Genomic DNA, 16,033 nt, shown 5'->3' on the forward strand with positions numbered 1-16,033 from the left:
GCTCCGTGGATTAGTCCAGCATGCCAGACAGCAGCGGCACGAAAGTGACCGGCGCCAGCACACGTTGTTCGATGCTGCCGTCAGCGCCGCGGTCCAGCTGCACCAGCGACTGCCCGCCCGGCCCGCCGACCGGGGCCACCAGGCGCCCGCCTTCGGCCAGCTGTTCCACCAGTGCATCGACCAGCGCCGGTGCCGCCGCGGTGACCACGATGGCATCGAACGGACCGTGCTCGGCCCAGCCAACGCGGCCATCGTCATGCTTGGTGCGGATGTTCATGCCCAGCGCGCGGAAGCGCTTGCGCGCCTGTCGCAGCAGGTCGCCGATGCGCTCGACCGTATAGACCTCCAGCCCCAGCGCGCCGAGGATGGCCGCCTGGTAGCCGGAGCCGGTGCCGACTTCCAGCACCCGCTTGGGCGCGACCTGGAGGACGACCTCGGTCATCCGCGCCACCACCCAGGGCTGCGAAATGGTCTGGCCGTGACCGATCGGCAGCGCGGTGTCTTCATAGGCCCGCGAGGCCAGCGCTTCATCGATGAACAGATGCCGCGGCACCACCCGGATCGCATTCAAGGTGGCTTCGTCGACGATGCCGGCCTCGCGCAGACGATCGACCAGGCGGTCACGCACGCGCTGCGAGGTCATGCCGATACCGACAGCTTCCGGCTGCAGGCGCAGGCGTGGGCTCATGCCTGCCGGTCCAGCGCGGCGCTGAGGCCGCCGACCCAGCTGGCGACCTTCTCCAGTGCCTGGTAGCGGGTCAGGTCGACCTGGATTGGTGTAATCGAGATGTGCCCGGTGCGCACGGCGTGGAAATCGGTGCCGGGGCCGGAGTCCTGCTCACGACCGGCCGGGCCGATCCAGTACACCTCGTTGCCGCGCGGGTCCTTCTGCGCGATGCAGCCTTCTGCGCGATGGCGGTTGCCCAGGCGCGTGACCTCGAAGCCCTTGACCTCGCTCCACGGCAGGTCCGGTACGTTGACGTTGAGGATGGTGTCGGCGGGCAGCGGATCGGCCTTGAGCCGGGCGACGATCTCCACCGCGGCGCGCGCAGCGGTCTCGAAATGCTTCGGGTCGTGATTGCGGCTGACCAGTGAAACAGCGACCGCCGGCAGGCCAAGGAAACGACCTTCCATCGCCGCCGAAACGGTGCCGGAATAGATCACGTCGTCACCGAGGTTGGCAACGTTGTTGATGCCGGACACGACAATATCGGGTTCGAACTCCAGCAGGCCGGTCAGCGCCAGGTGCACGCAGTCGGTCGGCGTACCGGCCACCGAGACGGTGTAGTGGTCGATGCGCTTGAGGCGGATCGGCAGGTCCAGGGTCAGTGAATTGCTGGCGCCGGAGCGATCACGGTCGGGTGCGACCACCGTCACTTCATGGCCGGTCTCGCGCAGCACCGAGGCAAGCATCCGGATGCCTGCGGCGTCGACACCATCGTCGTTGCTGACCAGGATTCGCATCTTCGATTTAACCGCTTGATTTTCCAAGAATTCGATTCCATCACCGTGCAGTGTGGGCGGGACCGTCGTGCTTCCTTCGGAAGCCGTCGACCCTGCAAGGGCATCGTCTATTGTGCCGCATGCGAGCCGCCGGTCCTACCCTGCCGGCGGTCACGAGCGACATCGAACCGTCATAGGCAGACCCGCGCCGGCGGTTTACCCTGTGCGCATGTCGCCCCCTGAAGACGAAGACCCGGCCGCCCTGTTCCGTGCGGCCATCGGCGCAGTGACGCCGCTGCGCAAGGATGCCGAGCCGGCCCCCGCCGCGCCCCGGCCGAAGCCGCGCGCGCGCATGGCCGAACGTGATGAGGCCGAAGCGGCCGGCGAGTTCGCGCGGCTGCTGCGCGACAGTTCGCCGCTGGAGGCGGGCGACGTGGCCAGCTATCGCCGCGACACTCTGCCGCCCCGCCTGTTCCAGCGCCTCAAACGTGGCCAGTACTCGGTGCAGGACGAACTGGACCTGCATGGCGCCACCGCCGCGCAGGCGGAGGTTCTGTTGCGCCAGTTCCTGCAGGAAGCGCATGCACATGAGTACGGCTGCGTGCGCATCATCCACGGCAAGGGTTTGCAGTCCGATGGTGGCGCGCCGGTGCTGAAGAACCTGGTCGACCGCCTGCTGCGGCTGCGCAACGACGTGCTGGCGTTCCATTCAGCGCCGACCGGGCAAGGCGGCACCGGCGCGGTGCTGGTGCTGCTGGCACGGCGTTGAGAAAAGGGGACGGAGGGAATCAAGTCGCTTGTGCCACAAACGGCTTGATTCCCTCCGTCCCCTTTTTCTGTCAGGCCTGTGAGGCGTCTTCGACCGGGCCGAGCTCGTGCAGTACGGCGGTGGCGTAGCAACCCGGCGGCAGTGCGAATGACAGCTCCAGCACGTCGTCGGCCAGCCACTGGTGCTGCAGCAGCGCCGGACGCAGGCGCAACGCGCGGCGCTCCTGCTTCAGGCGCGCATCTTCCAGCCCGGCACGCAGTGCCTTGGACTCTTCGTCATCCAGTGCGGCCAGCTCCAGTTCGCGCGCAGCATCGGTGCTGCGCAGCTCGCCCTCGCCCCACAGCGGCGCGCTGGGATGGATGTCGAACCGTGCCAGGCGCTCGGCCAGCACATCGGTATACGGCTCGGGGCCGAACACGCTGCGACTGCCGTCAAGCATCCACACCTCCCCGTCCAGCGGCTGATCCCAGTTGCCCTGCTCCACGCGCGCGGCCAGCACGCGGTTGAACAGCGCCGAGCGCGCCGCCGACAACAGCAGCGAACGCTGATCCTTGCGCATGCGGCGGCCACCGAACATCGCCAGTGCCGCCGGTACGTTGCCGCCGTCGCGGCCGAAGCGCTGCTCACCGAACCAGTTCGGCAGGCCACGCTCGGCAATCTGCTGCAGGCGCTCACTGATCGCAGCGGCATCGCCCCGCACCTCGCGCAGCACCAGCTTGAAACGGTTGCCGGCCAATGCGCCGCGCTGCAGCTTGCGGTTGTGCCAGCTGGACTCGATCACCTCGATCTCGTCACTGGCGAGTTCGGCCAGATCCGGCGCGACGCGCTTGGGCAGGTGCACGCTGAAACGCTGGGTGGTGACTGCGTGGCGGTCTTTCATGCCGGCATAGCTGACCGCCATTTCCGGCAGGCCGGCCCACTTGGCCAACAGCTTGGCCACGTGCACGGTGTTGGCACCGCGCTTGCGGATGTGCAACAGCAGGTGTTCGCCTTCGCCGCTGGCCTCGAAGGCCGGCAGTTCGTCCACCTGGAAATCGTCGGGCGTAGTGCGGATGCGTGCCGTCAGCAACGGCGTACCGAACGCGAGCGGTACCGGGATCATGCCGCCACCAGCAGCACCACCGCCTGCGCGGCGATGCCTTCCCCACGGCCGGTGAAACCCAGCTTCTCCGAGGTGGTGGCCTTGACGCTGACCGCATCCAGCGGCAGCTCCAGCAGACCGCCGATGCGCTCGCGCATGGCCAGAGCATGCGGACCGACCTTGGGACGCTCGCAGATCACGGTGATGTCGGTATTGCCGACACGCCAGCCGCGCTCGCGCAGCAGGCTGTCGCAGTGACGCACGAAGTCGCTGCTGTCGGCGCCCTTCCAGCGGTCGTCGCTGGGCGGGAAATGCTGGCCGATGTCGCCCAGCGCCAGCGCGCCAAGCATCGCATCACACAGCGCATGCAGGATCACGTCGCCGTCGCTGTGTGCGAGCACGCCGCAGCTGTGCGGAACGTTCACCCCGCCAAGCATGATGTGGTCGCCTTCACCGAAGGCATGGACGTCATAACCCTGGCCGATGCGGACGGGCGGGAACGGTGCGGTGCTCATGGATGCAACCCTTGCAGCAGGGCCGCGCGGGCAATCAGCTGGCGCGGCGGGAAAGTACGAATTCAAACCGGTCCAGATCGGCCGGGGTGGTGACCTTGAAGTTGTCCTCGCTGCCTTCCACCAGCAGCGGGCGCTGGCCCTGGCGCTCCATCGCCATCGCCTCATCGGTCACTTCGACGCCGGCGGCAGCCGCCTCGGCCAGCGCGCGACTGAGCTGGTGGCGGCGGAACAGCTGCGGCGTCAGTGCACGCCACAGGCGTTCACGAGGCTCGGTGGCATCGATGCCACCGTCATCGCCCGCCCGCTTGAGCGTGTCGCGCACCGGTGCAGCCAGGATCGCGCCGACCGGATCGGCACGCCCTACTTCGAGCAGACGACCCAGATCGGCCGGCGACAGGTTCGGCCGTGCCGCATCGTGGACCAGCACGAACTCATCGGCGCGCACCGAGTCCGGCAGCGCCTGCAACCCGGCCAGCACCGAGGCGGCACGGGTCGCGCCGCCGGTGCAGGTCAACACAGGCTTGCCGGCCCATTCATTCCAGCCCGGCCAGTCGGCGTCGTCCTGGCCGATCACCACCATCGCCCCGGCCACGGCCGGGTGCGCGAGCAGCGCGTCCAGGGTGTGGGCAAGCAGGATCTGTCCACCCGCCTGCAGGTACTGTTTGGGCAACGGCGCACCAAACCGCGCGCCGCGACCAGCAGCCGGAACCACCACCCAGATCGCCGCGCTCATGGCACGTCCGCCGGATGTTCGCCGGCCTGGGCACTGACGCCGGCAGCGGGCTGCGCCGGAGGGACCGCCGCATCCTCGACCACGCGGTAGAACTTCTCGCCGGGCCTGATCATGCCCAGCTCACTGCGTGCGCGCTCCTCGATGGCGGACTGGCCTTCCTTGAGGTCCTTCACTTCCGCAGCCAGCGCATCGTTGCGCTGCTGCAGGCCCTCATTGTCGCGCTCCTGGTTGGCAACCTGGGCTTCGAGCATCATCACTTCGCCCGAATTGCCCGGGCCGAACCAGAAGCGATACTGCAGCCAGCCCAGCAGCAGGGCCAGCACCAGCAGCATCCAGCGCCAGTCGCGCATCGGCTCAGCGCTTCAGCGAAACGAACGCGTCACGACCGGCGTAACGCGCGCCGGCGCCGAGGGCTTCCTCGATGCGCAGCAGCTGGTTGTACTTGGCCACGCGATCGCTGCGGCACAGCGAGCCGGTCTTGATCTGGGTGGCGGTGGTGGCCACCGCGATGTCGGCGATGGTGGTGTCTTCGGTTTCGCCCGAACGGTGCGAGACCACGGCGGCATAGCCGGCACGGTCGGCCATGGCGATCGCTTCGAGGGTTTCGCTGAGGGTACCGATCTGGTTGACCTTGATCAGGATCGCGTTGGCGGTGCCCGAGTCGATGCCTTCCTGGAAGATCTTCGGGTTGGTGACGAACAGATCGTCGCCCACCAGCTGCACCTTCTTGCCGATGCGGTCGGTCAGCAGCTTCCAGCCGGCCCAGTCGTTCTCGGCCAGGCCGTCTTCGATCGTGATGATCGGGTACTGCGCGGCCCAGTCGGCCAGGAAGTCGACGAACTGCTCGGAGGTCAGGCGCTTGTTCTCGCCGACCAGGTTGTACTTGCCGTTCTCGAAGAACTCGCTGGAGGCCACGTCCAGGCCCAGCAGCACGTCTTCACCGGCGGTGTAGCCAGCCTTGCCGATCGCTTCGAGGATGGTGTCCAGCGCTTCAACGTTGCTGCGGAAGTCCGGTGCGAAGCCGCCTTCGTCGCCCACGGCGGTGCTCAGGCCGTGGCCCTTCAGCACCGACTTCAGCGAATGGAAGATCTCGGTGCCGGCACGCAGCGCTTCGGAGAACGAGGTGAAGCCGACCGGCAGCACCATGAACTCCTGGAAGTCGACGTTGTTGTCGGCGTGCGCGCCACCGTTGATGATGTTCATCATCGGCACCGGCAGCGACGGGGTCACGCTGGTCTTGGCGGCCAAGTACTGCCACAGCGCCTGTTTGTTCGAAGCAGCGGCGGCGTGCGCAGCGGCCATCGAAACACCCAGCAGCGCGTTGGCGCCCAGGCGGCCCTTGTTCTCGGTGCCGTCCAGGTCGATCAGGCGACGGTCGAGGCCGGCCTGGTCGGTGGCCTCGAAGCCCTTCAGCGCGGCGGCGATGGTGGTGTTGACGTTGTCGACGGCCTTGCGCACGCCCTTGCCCAGGTAACGGGTCTTGTCGCCGTCACGCAGCTCGACCGCTTCCTTGGTGCCGGTCGAGGCGCCGGAGGGAACCGCGGCGCGACCGAACGAACCGTCCTCCAGGATGACTTCGGCTTCCAGCGTAGGGTTGCCACGGCTGTCGAGGATTTCACGGGCGTGGATGCTGCGGATCGTACTCATGGTCGGGCCGGTTACCTGTATGGAGAGGGGGCGACAAAACGAATGCCGCGTGATTATCCCCGGCTGCCCGCCACTTGCCAAATGGCGCGCGCGCCGTCAGGCCAGACTGGCCCCGATCACCATCAGGATCAACGACAGCATCAGCACCAGCAGGCCACCGGCGATGGCGGCCCACACGCCGCCGCGGCGGCGACGCCAGGCCATCACCATCGCCACCAGGCTGCCAAGGAAGGACAGCACCAGCATGGCCAGGGCAGCCAGAATCCAATACTGGATGGCCTGCATGCCATGGTTGCCATCACCGGGCGAGCCGAAACTGGCGGCGAAGGCCAGCACGGCTGCCGTCAGCCCGGCCCAGGAAACAGCAGCCAGCGCCAGCGCGATCAGGCCCCAGGGCCGATCACGCGTTGCCAGAGTCGCATTCATCAGAGCACCCCGTAGAACAGGGCGCCGAGCCACAGCGAAAGCAGGATGATCGCCAGACCGGCAGCCACCTTGCCACGGTTCAGGCGCCAGGCCAGTCCGGCGGCAGCGATACACCCCACCGCCGTCACCAACTCCCCGGCCAGCAGCGCAATGAAGCAGGCCCGCAGGTTGAAAGCGCTGCCCCCATCACCCGGGGGCCGCACGGACGCGGCGCTGATCAGCACCAGACCGAACATGCCCACGGTGAACAGCACCGCCAGGCCCAGCGCAATCACACCCCAGGGCCACTGGCTCCAGTGCCGGCGTCGACGCTGGTTTTCCAGCGCCTGCCAGGGGTCACGACTCACGCAAAGCCCTCACCGACATCAGGCGCGCACTTCGGAAAGCAGCTTGCCGCCCGCCTTGCGCTCACGCGCGGCACGGATGAAACCGATGAACAGCGGGTGGCCGTCACGCGGCGTGGACAGGAATTCCGGATGCGCCTGGCAGGCCAGGAACCACGGGTGCGCATCACGCGGCAGTTCCACCACTTCCACCAGGGTGTCGTCCATCGACTTGCCGGCGATCACCAGGCCAGCGTCTTCCAGCTGGGTGCGGTAGCGGTTGTTGAACTCGTAGCGGTGGCGGTGACGCTCGGCAACCACGTCCTTGCCGTACAGCTCGCGGGCCAGCGTGCCCGGCTTCAGGCGCTGTTCCTGCAGGCCCAGGCGCATGGTGCCGCCGAGATCGCTCTTGTCATCGCGCTTTTCAACATCACCGCTGGCGGTGCGCCACTCGGTGATCAGGCCGATCACCGGGTTCGGCGACTGGCGATCGTTCTCGGTGCTGTTGGCGCCTTCCAGGCCGACCACGTTGCGTGCGTAATCGACCACTGCGGCCTGCATGCCGTAGCAGATGCCGAAGTACGGCACCTGCTGCTCGCGGGCGAACTTCGAGGTCAGCACCTTGCCTTCGAAACCACGGTCGCCGAAGCCGCCCGGCACCAGGATGCCGTCGACATCGGCCAGCGCGGCCATGTCGGTGCCTTCCAGGTCCTGTGCTTCCAGCCACTTGAGGTTGACCTTGGTGCGCTGGCGCAGGCCGCCGTGCTTGAGCGCCTCGCCCACCGACTTGTAGGCGTCCTGGTGGTCGACGTACTTGCCGACCACGGCAATGGTCACTTCGTCCAGCGGATGCAGGGTCGCGTCCACCGCGTCCTCCCACATCGACAGGTCGACCGGGCCGGCCTTGTCGGCCAGCTTCAGCTGATTGACCACGATCTCGTCCAGGCCCTGCGCGTGCAGGCCCGACGGGATGCGGTACAGGACGTCCACGTCCGGCACGCTGATCACCGCGCGCTCGGAGACGTTGGTGAACTGGGCGATCTTGCGGCGCTCCGAATCCGGCACGGCCTGCTCCGAGCGGCACAGCAGCACGTCGGGCTGGATGCCGATCGAGCGCAGTTCCTTCACCGAATGCTGGGTCGGCTTGGTCTTCAGCTCACCGGCCGCGCCGATGTACGGCACCAGGGTAAGGTGCATGAACAGCGCCTTTTCCGGGCCGCGCTCGGTGCGTACCTGGCGGATCGCCTCCAGGAACGGCAGCGACTCGATGTCACCCACCGTTCCGCCGATCTCGACCAGCGCCACGTCGTATCCCTCGGTGGCTTCGTCGATGCAGCGGCGGATTTCGTCGGTGATGTGCGGAATGACCTGCACGGTCGCGCCCAGGTAGTCGCCGCGGCGCTCCTTGCGGATCACGTTCTCGTAGATGCGACCGGTGGTGACCGAGTTCTTGCGGCTCAGGCGGGTGCGCACGAAGCGCTCGTAGTGGCCCAGGTCGAGGTCGGTCTCGGCGCCGTCGTCGGTGACGTAGACCTCACCGTGCTGGAACGGGCTCATGGTGCCCGGGTCGACGTTGATGTAAGGGTCGAGCTTCATCATCGTGACCTTCAGGCCACGGGCTTCGAGAATAGCGGCCAGTGACGCGGCGGCAATGCCTTTGCCGAGCGAGGACACCACGCCGCCGGTTACGAAAATCAAGGGAGTCATGGCTGCAAGCATCCTGTCTGGAAATGGAAAACGGCAGCACCACGCGCGCCCGGTGGGCGGGCATGGGGCTTGAAGGGGGTTTTCCGGTTCGCTGGGGCAGCGAGGGAGATGCGGGGCCGTGCCGCGGCGGGCGCCGGACGGGGACCACCGTGCGAGGTCGGGGTGGCCGTGCCGGTCACATCGACCGTCACCTGCGACCCGCATTGCTGGCGGCCACGCTTGGCCGTGCCAGCCCATTCGCAAAGGGTGGACACGCACTTACTCCCGGAAAGCCGTAGTTTACAGATTGATGGCCGCCAACCCAAGGGGCAGTTGCGGTCATCGGCCAAAAGAAACGCCCCGCTGGGCGGGGCGTCGGGGGGCGAATCCCTTGTGGCAAGGGCTTCAGAGGGCGGAAGCGTTACTTCTTCTTCCTTGCCTCTTCTTCCTCTTCCTGCTGCGGGGCCGGCTGGCCCTGCGCCTTCATTTCGGCATTGGCCTGGGCACGGCGCTTGGCCTTGGCGTCCGCCTCGGCCTGCGCCTTGTCGGCCTGGGCACCCTGCTGCGGCGCCGGCTGGCCGGCGTTCTGCGCCAGAACCAGCGGCACTGCAACGGCGGCAGCGGCCAGGATCGCAATGGTCAGCAACTTCTTCATGAGGTCCTCCTCGCGGTATGGCTTGGACGTTTCGACCCGATGGGGGTCGCCGGCGTTCAGATTCCAGCAGCTGCCATTTTACCCCCTCCCCGCCGCCGAGGCTGAACCGCAGGCGTGCAAATTCGCCGCACAGACCGCACACTTGCGCGTCGCTCCGCGCTTTAGAAGATAGATGAACGCCCGCTATAACGCCGCCGATATTGAAGTCCTGTCCGGCCTTGACCCGGTCAAGCGCCGTCCCGGCATGTATACCGACACCGCGCGCCCGAACCACCTGGCGCAGGAAGTGATCGACAACTCGGTGGACGAGGCCCTCGCCGGCCACGCCCGTTCGATCGAGATCACCCTGTACAAGGACGGCAGCGTGGAGGTCAGCGATGACGGCCGCGGCATGCCGGTGGACATCCATCCGGAGGAGAAGATTCCGGGCGTCGAGCTGATCCTCACCCGCCTGCATGCGGGCGGCAAGTTCAGCAACAACAACTACACCTTCTCCGGCGGCCTGCACGGCGTCGGCGTCAGCGTGGTCAATGCGCTGTCCACTCTGGTGGAAGTTCACATCAAGCGCGAAGGTGCCGAACACCGCATCACCTTCCGCAACGGCGATCGCGCCACCCCGCTGGAAGTGGTCGGCAGCGTCGGCAAGAAGAATACCGGTACCCGCGTGCGCTTCTGGCCCGACCCGAAGTATTTCGACACGCCCAAATTTGCGGTGCGTGCGCTCAAGCACCTGCTGCGCGCCAAGGCCGTGCTGTGCCCGGGCCTGACCGTCAAGCTGACCGACGAGGCCACCGGTGAAGTCGATACCTGGTACTACGAAGACGGCCTGCGCGATTACCTGAAGCTGGAGCTGGGCGAGCGCGAATCGCTGCCGGCCGACCTGTTCGTGGGCAATCTGAAGAAGGACACCGAGGTGGTGGACTGGGCCGTGGCCTGGCTGCCGGAAGGTGAACTGGTGCAGGAAAGCTACGTCAACCTGATTCCCACCGCCCAGCACGGCACCCACGTCAACGGCCTGCGCACCGGCCTGACCGAAGCGCTGCGCGAGTTCTGCGACTTCCGCAACCTGCTGCCGCGCGGCGTCAAGCTGGCCCCGGAAGACGTGTGGGACCGCGTGTCGTTCGTGCTGTCGCTGAAGATGACCGACCCGCAGTTCAGCGGCCAGACCAAGGAACGCCTGTCCTCGCGCCAAGCCGCCGGTTTCGTCGAAGGCGCCGCGCATGATGCCTTCAGCCTGCTGCTGAACCAGAACGTGGAGCTGGGCGAGAAGATCGCGCAGATCGCCATCGAGCGCGCCAGCGCGCGCTTGAAGACCGAGAAGCTGGTCGTCCGCAAGAAGGTCACCCAGGGCCCGGCCCTGCCCGGCAAGCTGGCCGACTGCATCAGCCAGGACCTGTCGCGCACCGAGCTGTTCCTGGTGGAAGGTGACTCGGCAGGCGGCAGCGCCAAGCAGGCCCGCGACAAGGACTTCCAGGCCATCATGCCGTTGCGCGGCAAGATCCTGAACACCTGGGAGGTATCTTCCAACAGCGTGCTGGCCTCGGAAGAAGTGCACAACCTGGCCATCGCCATCGGCTGCGACCCGGGCAAGGATGACATCAGCGGCCTGCGTTACGGCAAAGTCATCATCCTGGCCGACGCGGACTCCGACGGCCTGCATATCGCCACCCTGCTGACTGCGCTGTTCCTGAAGCACTTCCCGGCGCTGGTCGATGCCGGCCATGTGTTCGTGGCGATGCCGCCGCTGTTCCGCATCGATGTGGGCAAGCAGGTGTTCTACGCCCTGGATGAGGAAGAAAAGCGCTCGATGCTGGACAAGATCGAACGCGAGAAGATCAAGGGCGCGATCAACGTGACCCGCTTCAAGGGCCTGGGCGAGATGAACCCGCCGCAGCTGCGCGAGTCGACCATTCACCCGGATACGCGCCGCCTGGTGCAGCTGACCGTGGACGATGGCGAGCAGACCCGCTCGCTGATGGACATGCTGCTGGCCAAGAAGCGCGCTTCGGACCGCAAGGGCTGGCTGGAAGCCAAGGGCGACCTGGCCTCGCTGGAAGTCTGACCCTGGATCCACGGCAGTGCCGGCCGCTGGCCGGCACTACCGGATTGGGCGCCGGGTCCCATCCGCCGCCATCGGCAAACCCGGCGGCGCCATAATGCGCGTCCATCCGTGTGGACCACCCTATTGGCCAGCCACTCGCAGTTGTTCCCCGGCCTGCCCCTGCACAGTGCGCGGCTGGTCCTCAGCCCGATCCGCCGTGACGACGCTGCCGCACTGTTCGCGCTGCAGTCCGATCCGGACGTGATGCGCTGGTGGAACCATCCGGCCTGGACCCGACCGGCCGAAGCCCGCGAACAGATCGACGACGACCTGGCCGCCCATGCCATCGGCACCCAGCTCAAGCTGGCTGTACGGGAAACCCTGGACGGCCCGCTGCTGGGCATCTGCGTGGTGTTCGCCGTCGATCGCGACGCCGCACGCGCCGAGATCGGCTACCTGCTGGCGCCCGACCGCCAGGGCCAGGGCTACATGCACGAAGCCCTGCAGCAGGTGCTGGCCTACCTGTTCGGCACCCTGCACCTGCACCGCATCGAAGCCGAGATCGATCCGCGCAATGCGCCTTCCGCACATGTGCTCGAACGCCTGGGCTTCCACTGCGAAGGCATCCTGCGCCAGCGCTGGCGCATCCAGGGCGAGCTCTCGGACTCGGCCGTGTACGGCCTGCTGGCGCACGACGACGCGGCCAACGCCCTGCCCGCTTGACCCAATCTGGCCACAACCGGCCAGCGCGGGCGGGCATGCCTTTGGACACATTCGTTGCGGGGCCCGGGCGGCCTAGCATCGGAATCCCCTTCCGCTGCCGATCCGGTGCCATGAAGTCCCTGCTGCATACTGCCGCGCTCTGCGTCGGCCTGCTCATCGCCCCTGCCAGCGTGCTGGCCGCGCCCGCCGCTCAGCCTGATTCGAAAGGCGACGCCAGCGAAGCACCCGCCTTGCCGGCCGACGCCTCGGCCCGCCAGAGCATGCGCCTGAACGGGCGCACGCTCGACTACACCGCCACGGTCGGCACCCTGCCGGTGCGCGATGCGTCGGGCAAGGTGATTGCCGATGTGGTGTTCACCGCCTACACGATGCCGGGCAAGGACCGGCCAGTAACGTTCGCACTCAACGGTGGCCCCGGCGCGTCGTCGGTCTACCTCAACATGGGCGCGATCGGGCCGAAGGTGGTGACCTTCGGATCGGAGGGCGACAGTGCCTCGGCGCCGGCCACCCTGCACGACAACCCGGGCACCTGGCTGGACTTCACCGACCTGGTGTTCATCGACCCGGTCGGCACCGGCTTCAGCCGCGCTCGCATCGGCGACGATGAAGCCAAGAAGCAGCTGTACAACCCCGGCGCCGACATCGAATACCTGTCGCGCTCGATCTACGACTGGCTGCTGCGCAACCAGCGCATGGCCTCGCGCAAGTACCTGACCGGCGAGAGCTATGGTGGCTATCGCGGCCCGCGCATCACCCACTTCCTGCAGACCCGGCTGGGCGTGGCGATGAACGGCCTGGTGCTGGTGTCGCCGTACCTGAGCCCGACGCTGGAAGACAACGCCGACGTCTCGCCGATGGCGTGGATGCAGACGCTGCCATCGATCGCCGCAGCGCATCTGGAGCGCCAGGGCAAGCTGACCGATGCGGCGATGCGCGAGGTGGTCGAATACACCCGCGGCGACTACGCCACCGCACTGATGAAGGGCCGCAGCGACCCGCAGGCCACCGAGGCGATGCTGCGCCGGGTGACCGAACTGACCGGGCTGGACCCGCAGTTCGTACGCCGTGCCGGCGGCCGCCTGGAGACCCAGGCCTACCTGCGCGAAGTGTTCCGCGACAAGGGCACGCTGGGCAGCCGTTACGACTCCAACGTGACCGCGTTCGATCCGTTCCCGAACGATCCGGAGCAGCGCGCCAACGATCCGCTGCTGGACAGCATCATCGCGCCGACCACCACCGCGATGGTCGACTTCGTGACGCGCGTGGTCGGCTGGAAGGTGGATGCGCGCTACCAGGCGCTGAATTACGAGGTGAACCGGCTGTGGGACCGCAATGGCGAACTGCGTCAGGGCGCGGTGACCCAGCTGCGCCAGGCGGTGGCGATCGATCCGCATCTGCAGGTGCTGATCGTGCACGGCTGGAATGACCTGTCCTGCCCGTTCATGGGTTCGATCCTGACCGTGGACCAGATGCCGGCGATGGGCAGCAACCCGGACCGGGTGCAGGTGCGCAGCTACCCGGGCGGCCACATGTTCTACAGCCGGGCGGACAGCCAGGCAGCGTTCCGCAGGGATGTGCAGGCGCTGTTCCAGCGCAACTGAGGGAGTTCCGGCCGGGCCTGCGGCCCGGCACCCGCTGGCGGCAACGGCACCAGCAACGGCAACGGCAACGTCCAACGTCAAAAGCCGGATTTCCGAGGGTTGGCGAGGCGGGTCCGGTTGCGGGGGACGCCGTAAACCCGTCCATGGGGGCTTGGCCGCGGCATCCATGCCGCGGACACCCCCGCAACCGGACCCACCCCGCCTTCGACAGATTCCGGCGGCCTGTCCGAACGGCGTTCTGCTTTGGTAGGTGTCGACCTTGGTCGACACGATGGGTGCAGAAATAATGTTTTTCCCATGAAAAAAGCCCGCCGGAATCCGGCGGGCTTTTTCTTTTCCGGGGTCAGATCCTTTTCCCGCAGGGAAAGGGCTCTACCCCCCAGGCTGCGGGCATCAGGTCCAGCCGAACAGCTCGAACAGCTTCAGGATCAGGTACGCACAGCCGCCGGCAGCGGGAATGGTCAGGATCCAGGCCCAGATGATGCGCTCGATCACGCCGAACTTCAGCGAGCGCGGGTTCTTGGCAAAGCCAACGCCCATGATCGCAGTGGAGATGCTGTGCGTGGTCGACACCGGCATGCCGAAGTGGGCGGCCAGGGTCAGGATGGTGGCCGAGCTGGTCTCTGCGGCGAAGCCGTGGATCGGATGCAGCTTGACCATCTTGTGGCCCAGGGTTTTGATGATCTTCCAGCCACCCGAGGCGGTACCGGCAGCCATCACCACCGCACAGGTCAGCACGATCCACATCGCGATGCCATCACCGGCATGCGCATCCGGGTGCATGAAGGCCAGCCACGACGGCAGGTTGTCCAGCGCGCCGGTGGCTTCAGCGCCGATCAGGGTCATGGCGATGATGCCCATGGTCTTCTGCGCGTCGTTGTGGCCGTGGGCGAAGCCCATGTAGGCCGCCGAGGCGATCTGCGCCTTGCCGAAGAAGGCGTTGACGATGCGCGGACGGGCCAGACGGCCGATGGCGCCGCCAACCTTGGCCAGGCCGGCGATCAGCGCCCACAGCAGCACCATCACCACGATGCCCAGCAGGAAGCCGGCAATAGGCGAGGTGATCATCGGCACGAACACCTTCCACAGCAGGCCCTTGTTCTGCGCCCAGTTGCCCAGGCGCTCGGACCAGATCAGCGCGTCCCAGTTGTTGTGGGCGGCGGCCAGGCCGGCGCCGCAGAGGCCACCGATCAGCGCGTGCGAGGAGGACGACGGCAGGCCCTTCCACCAGGTGATCAGGTTCCAGATGATGCCGCCCAGCAGCGCGCACAGGATCACCTGCGGGGTGACATCGACCACGTTGGTGTTGAGCAGGCCGGAGGCGATGGTCAGGGCGACGGCCGTACCGGTCAGCGCACCGATCAGGTTCATGAAGGCGGCCAGCATCACCGCCCAGCCGGGCGAGAGCACCTTGGTCGCGACCACCGTGGCAATGGAGTTGGCGGTGTCGTGGAAGCCGTTGATGAACTCGAAGACGAGCGCGGCCAGGATCACCACCAGGACAAGGGTCAACATGCGGCGGCGTCCGTCAGCTGTTCTTCAACACGATCTGGTACGCCACCACGCCGGCCTCGCGGCAACGGTCGATGGCCTTTTCCAGGATCTCGAAGAATTCCTTCAACAGGAACATCTGCAGGTTGTCCAGGCGGCCGGAATAGATGTCGCGGTACAGCTCGAGCATCAGGCGGTCGGCCTCGTTTTCCAGCGAACGCAGCTTCTCGTTTAGCGCGGTCATCCGGTCCAGGTTCATGTGGCGCAGGTCGGCCACCATTTCCACCACCACGCCGGCCGCCTGCTCCAGCATCGCCGCGCGCGGCGCGAAGTCGATGTGCTCCAGATGGGTCGTGGCCAGCGAATAGCGATCGGCGAACTTCTCGATCTGCTTGGGAATCTTGTACAGCGCCGAACCCAGCGCTTCGATGTCTTCGCGCTCGATCGGGGTCATGAAGCTGTCCACCAGCGCCTGGCTGATCTTGTCCGAGGCCGCGCGTTCGCGCAGGCGGGCCAGCTTGAAAGCGTCCAGCGCAGGCTGGCGGTCGGCCTCGCGCAGCATGGAATGCAGCGCCTTGGCGGCGTCATTGGCCGCGACGGCAGCCTCATCGAGCAGGGTGTAGAACTGTTTGCCGGAACCGAAAATGGTCTGCAGAGAGAACATTGAGAAACCTGTCAGCCGTCGCGGGAAGGACGGCACCAAGGCGAATTATGACGGCTAGATGACCATCTCGGGTATCCCTGCCCCAATCCGGGCCCCTGCCCGCCTCAACCTGAACAGGCGGTTGCCACCCGGCCATGCCCCTTTGCTAAGATGCCAGCGCGCCTTCGGGCGCACCTTATGGACGACGACCCTTACCCCCCTGCGCCGCGCCGGACCCTGTTCCTGAGCGCCTGCC

At 66.9% G+C, this 16,033-nt stretch carries 17 protein-coding genes; 4 read left to right on the plus strand and 13 right to left on the minus strand.

The genetic code is table 11. The annotated features are described in order from the left end of the window. Nucleotides 1–10: 10 nt before the first annotated feature. On the minus strand, nucleotides 11–688 hold the full coding sequence (locus AC5YGJ_RS06690) for a protein-L-isoaspartate(D-aspartate) O-methyltransferase (protein ID WP_496186108.1): 678 nt from the start codon (nucleotides 686–688) through the stop codon (nucleotides 11–13). Then, on the minus strand, nucleotides 685–1,464 hold the full coding sequence (surE, locus tag AC5YGJ_RS06695) for a 5'/3'-nucleotidase SurE (protein WP_496186109.1): 780 nt from the start codon (nucleotides 1,462–1,464) through the stop codon (nucleotides 685–687). The genes AC5YGJ_RS06690 and surE overlap by 4 nt, the downstream gene beginning before the upstream one ends. A gap of 208 nt (nucleotides 1,465–1,672) precedes the next feature. On the opposite strand from surE, the gene AC5YGJ_RS06700 reads away from it, so the two are divergent. Beyond that, nucleotides 1,673–2,212: a Smr/MutS family protein gene (locus AC5YGJ_RS06700; RefSeq protein WP_249844377.1), complete on the plus strand. Its 540-nt coding sequence runs from the start codon at nucleotides 1,673–1,675 to the stop codon at nucleotides 2,210–2,212. Nucleotides 2,213–2,282: 70 nt separating this feature from the next. Here AC5YGJ_RS06700 and truD read toward each other — a convergent pair whose 3' ends face one another. The 9 genes from truD to AC5YGJ_RS06745 form a co-directional block, all read right to left on the minus strand. Next, complete coding sequence (truD, locus tag AC5YGJ_RS06705; RefSeq protein WP_249844378.1) at nucleotides 2,283–3,314, minus strand: tRNA pseudouridine(13) synthase TruD; 1,032 nt, start codon at nucleotides 3,312–3,314, stop codon at nucleotides 2,283–2,285. After that, nucleotides 3,311–3,808 carry a 2-C-methyl-D-erythritol 2,4-cyclodiphosphate synthase gene (gene ispF, locus AC5YGJ_RS06710; protein WP_496186110.1) on the minus strand — a complete coding sequence of 166 codons (498 nt, stop codon included), beginning with the start codon at nucleotides 3,806–3,808 and terminating at the stop codon, nucleotides 3,311–3,313. The genes truD and ispF overlap by 4 nt, the downstream gene beginning before the upstream one ends. Before the next feature lie 34 nt (nucleotides 3,809–3,842). Next, nucleotides 3,843–4,541, minus strand: a complete 699-nt coding sequence (gene ispD / locus AC5YGJ_RS06715; protein ID WP_309338518.1) for a 2-C-methyl-D-erythritol 4-phosphate cytidylyltransferase — start codon at nucleotides 4,539–4,541, stop codon at nucleotides 3,843–3,845. Further along, nucleotides 4,538–4,891 (minus strand): cell division protein FtsB, encoded by a 354-nt coding sequence (ftsB, locus tag AC5YGJ_RS06720; protein ID WP_496186111.1) that lies wholly within the window; start codon nucleotides 4,889–4,891, stop codon nucleotides 4,538–4,540. Before ftsB ends, ispD begins: the two co-directional genes overlap by 4 nt. A 4-nt stretch (nucleotides 4,892–4,895) precedes the next feature. Further along, nucleotides 4,896–6,188: a phosphopyruvate hydratase gene (eno, locus tag AC5YGJ_RS06725; RefSeq protein ID WP_496186112.1), complete on the minus strand. Its 1,293-nt coding sequence runs from the start codon at nucleotides 6,186–6,188 to the stop codon at nucleotides 4,896–4,898. A gap of 96 nt (nucleotides 6,189–6,284) precedes the next feature. Beyond that, nucleotides 6,285–6,614 carry a hypothetical protein gene (locus AC5YGJ_RS06730; protein ID WP_496186113.1) on the minus strand — a complete coding sequence of 110 codons (330 nt, stop codon included), beginning with the start codon at nucleotides 6,612–6,614 and terminating at the stop codon, nucleotides 6,285–6,287. Then, nucleotides 6,614–6,961, minus strand: coding sequence for a hypothetical protein (locus AC5YGJ_RS06735; RefSeq protein WP_496186114.1), 348 nt, complete (start codon nucleotides 6,959–6,961; stop codon nucleotides 6,614–6,616). The genes AC5YGJ_RS06730 and AC5YGJ_RS06735 overlap by 1 nt, the downstream gene beginning before the upstream one ends. Nucleotides 6,962–6,979: 18 nt before the next feature. Beyond that, nucleotides 6,980–8,644 carry a CTP synthase gene (gene pyrG, locus AC5YGJ_RS06740; RefSeq protein WP_057495881.1) on the minus strand — a complete coding sequence of 555 codons (1,665 nt, stop codon included), beginning with the start codon at nucleotides 8,642–8,644 and terminating at the stop codon, nucleotides 6,980–6,982. Between the two features lie 400 nt (nucleotides 8,645–9,044). Beyond that, nucleotides 9,045–9,278 carry a hypothetical protein gene (locus AC5YGJ_RS06745; protein WP_107233100.1) on the minus strand — a complete coding sequence of 78 codons (234 nt, stop codon included), beginning with the start codon at nucleotides 9,276–9,278 and terminating at the stop codon, nucleotides 9,045–9,047. 172 nt (nucleotides 9,279–9,450) lie between these two features. On the opposite strand from AC5YGJ_RS06745, the gene parE reads away from it, so the two are divergent. The 3 genes from parE to AC5YGJ_RS06760 all read left to right on the plus strand — a co-directional run bounded on the left by parE (nucleotide 9,451) and on the right by AC5YGJ_RS06760 (nucleotide 13,643). Then, complete coding sequence (gene parE / locus AC5YGJ_RS06750) at nucleotides 9,451–11,340, plus strand: DNA topoisomerase IV subunit B (RefSeq protein ID WP_249844383.1); 1,890 nt, start codon at nucleotides 9,451–9,453, stop codon at nucleotides 11,338–11,340. Nucleotides 11,341–11,463: 123 nt separating this feature from the next. After that, nucleotides 11,464–12,042: a GNAT family N-acetyltransferase gene (locus AC5YGJ_RS06755; protein ID WP_496186165.1), complete on the plus strand. Its 579-nt coding sequence runs from the start codon at nucleotides 11,464–11,466 to the stop codon at nucleotides 12,040–12,042. Nucleotides 12,043–12,152: 110 nt separating this feature from the next. Then, a complete protein-coding gene (locus AC5YGJ_RS06760) occupies nucleotides 12,153–13,643 on the plus strand; it encodes a S10 family peptidase (RefSeq protein ID WP_249844384.1) in 1,491 nt (496 codons plus the stop codon). A 393-nt stretch (nucleotides 13,644–14,036) separates the two neighbouring features. Here AC5YGJ_RS06760 and AC5YGJ_RS06765 read toward each other — a convergent pair whose 3' ends face one another. Both AC5YGJ_RS06765 and AC5YGJ_RS06770 read right to left on the minus strand, forming a co-directional pair. Then, nucleotides 14,037–15,158 carry an inorganic phosphate transporter gene (locus AC5YGJ_RS06765; RefSeq protein ID WP_057495877.1) on the minus strand — a complete coding sequence of 374 codons (1,122 nt, stop codon included), beginning with the start codon at nucleotides 15,156–15,158 and terminating at the stop codon, nucleotides 14,037–14,039. A 13-nt stretch (nucleotides 15,159–15,171) separates the two neighbouring features. Then, nucleotides 15,172–15,798, minus strand: a complete 627-nt coding sequence (locus AC5YGJ_RS06770; RefSeq protein WP_079221423.1) for a DUF47 domain-containing protein — start codon at nucleotides 15,796–15,798, stop codon at nucleotides 15,172–15,174. Between the last annotated feature and the right edge of the window lie 235 nt (nucleotides 15,799–16,033).

Source organism: Stenotrophomonas sp. CS3K5, from assembly GCF_059515225.1.

Coding starts and splice junctions, on each gene's coding strand:
- AC5YGJ_RS06700 (WP_249844377.1), top strand. CDS start 1,673: ATGTCGCCCCCTGAAGACGAAGACCCGGCCGCCCTGTTCCGTGCGGCC.
- truD (WP_249844378.1), bottom strand. CDS start 3,314: ATGATCCCGGTACCGCTCGCGTTCGGTACGCCGTTGCTGACGGCACGC.
- surE (WP_496186109.1), bottom strand. CDS start 1,464: ATGCGAATCCTGGTCAGCAACGACGATGGTGTCGACGCCGCAGGCATC.
- AC5YGJ_RS06760 (WP_249844384.1), top strand. CDS start 12,153: ATGAAGTCCCTGCTGCATACTGCCGCGCTCTGCGTCGGCCTGCTCATC.
- AC5YGJ_RS06765 (WP_057495877.1), bottom strand. CDS start 15,158: ATGTTGACCCTTGTCCTGGTGGTGATCCTGGCCGCGCTCGTCTTCGAG.
- ispD (WP_309338518.1), bottom strand. CDS start 4,541: ATGAGCGCGGCGATCTGGGTGGTGGTTCCGGCTGCTGGTCGCGGCGCG.
- ispF (WP_496186110.1), bottom strand. CDS start 3,808: ATGAGCACCGCACCGTTCCCGCCCGTCCGCATCGGCCAGGGTTATGAC.
- AC5YGJ_RS06770 (WP_079221423.1), bottom strand. CDS start 15,798: ATGTTCTCTCTGCAGACCATTTTCGGTTCCGGCAAACAGTTCTACACC.
- AC5YGJ_RS06730 (WP_496186113.1), bottom strand. CDS start 6,614: ATGAATGCGACTCTGGCAACGCGTGATCGGCCCTGGGGCCTGATCGCG.
- AC5YGJ_RS06745 (WP_107233100.1), bottom strand. CDS start 9,278: ATGAAGAAGTTGCTGACCATTGCGATCCTGGCCGCTGCCGCCGTTGCA.
- ftsB (WP_496186111.1), bottom strand. CDS start 4,891: ATGCGCGACTGGCGCTGGATGCTGCTGGTGCTGGCCCTGCTGCTGGGC.
- pyrG (WP_057495881.1), bottom strand. CDS start 8,644: ATGACTCCCTTGATTTTCGTAACCGGCGGCGTGGTGTCCTCGCTCGGC.
- AC5YGJ_RS06690 (WP_496186108.1), bottom strand. CDS start 688: ATGAGCCCACGCCTGCGCCTGCAGCCGGAAGCTGTCGGTATCGGCATG.
- parE (WP_249844383.1), top strand. CDS start 9,451: ATGAACGCCCGCTATAACGCCGCCGATATTGAAGTCCTGTCCGGCCTT.
- eno (WP_496186112.1), bottom strand. CDS start 6,188: ATGAGTACGATCCGCAGCATCCACGCCCGTGAAATCCTCGACAGCCGT.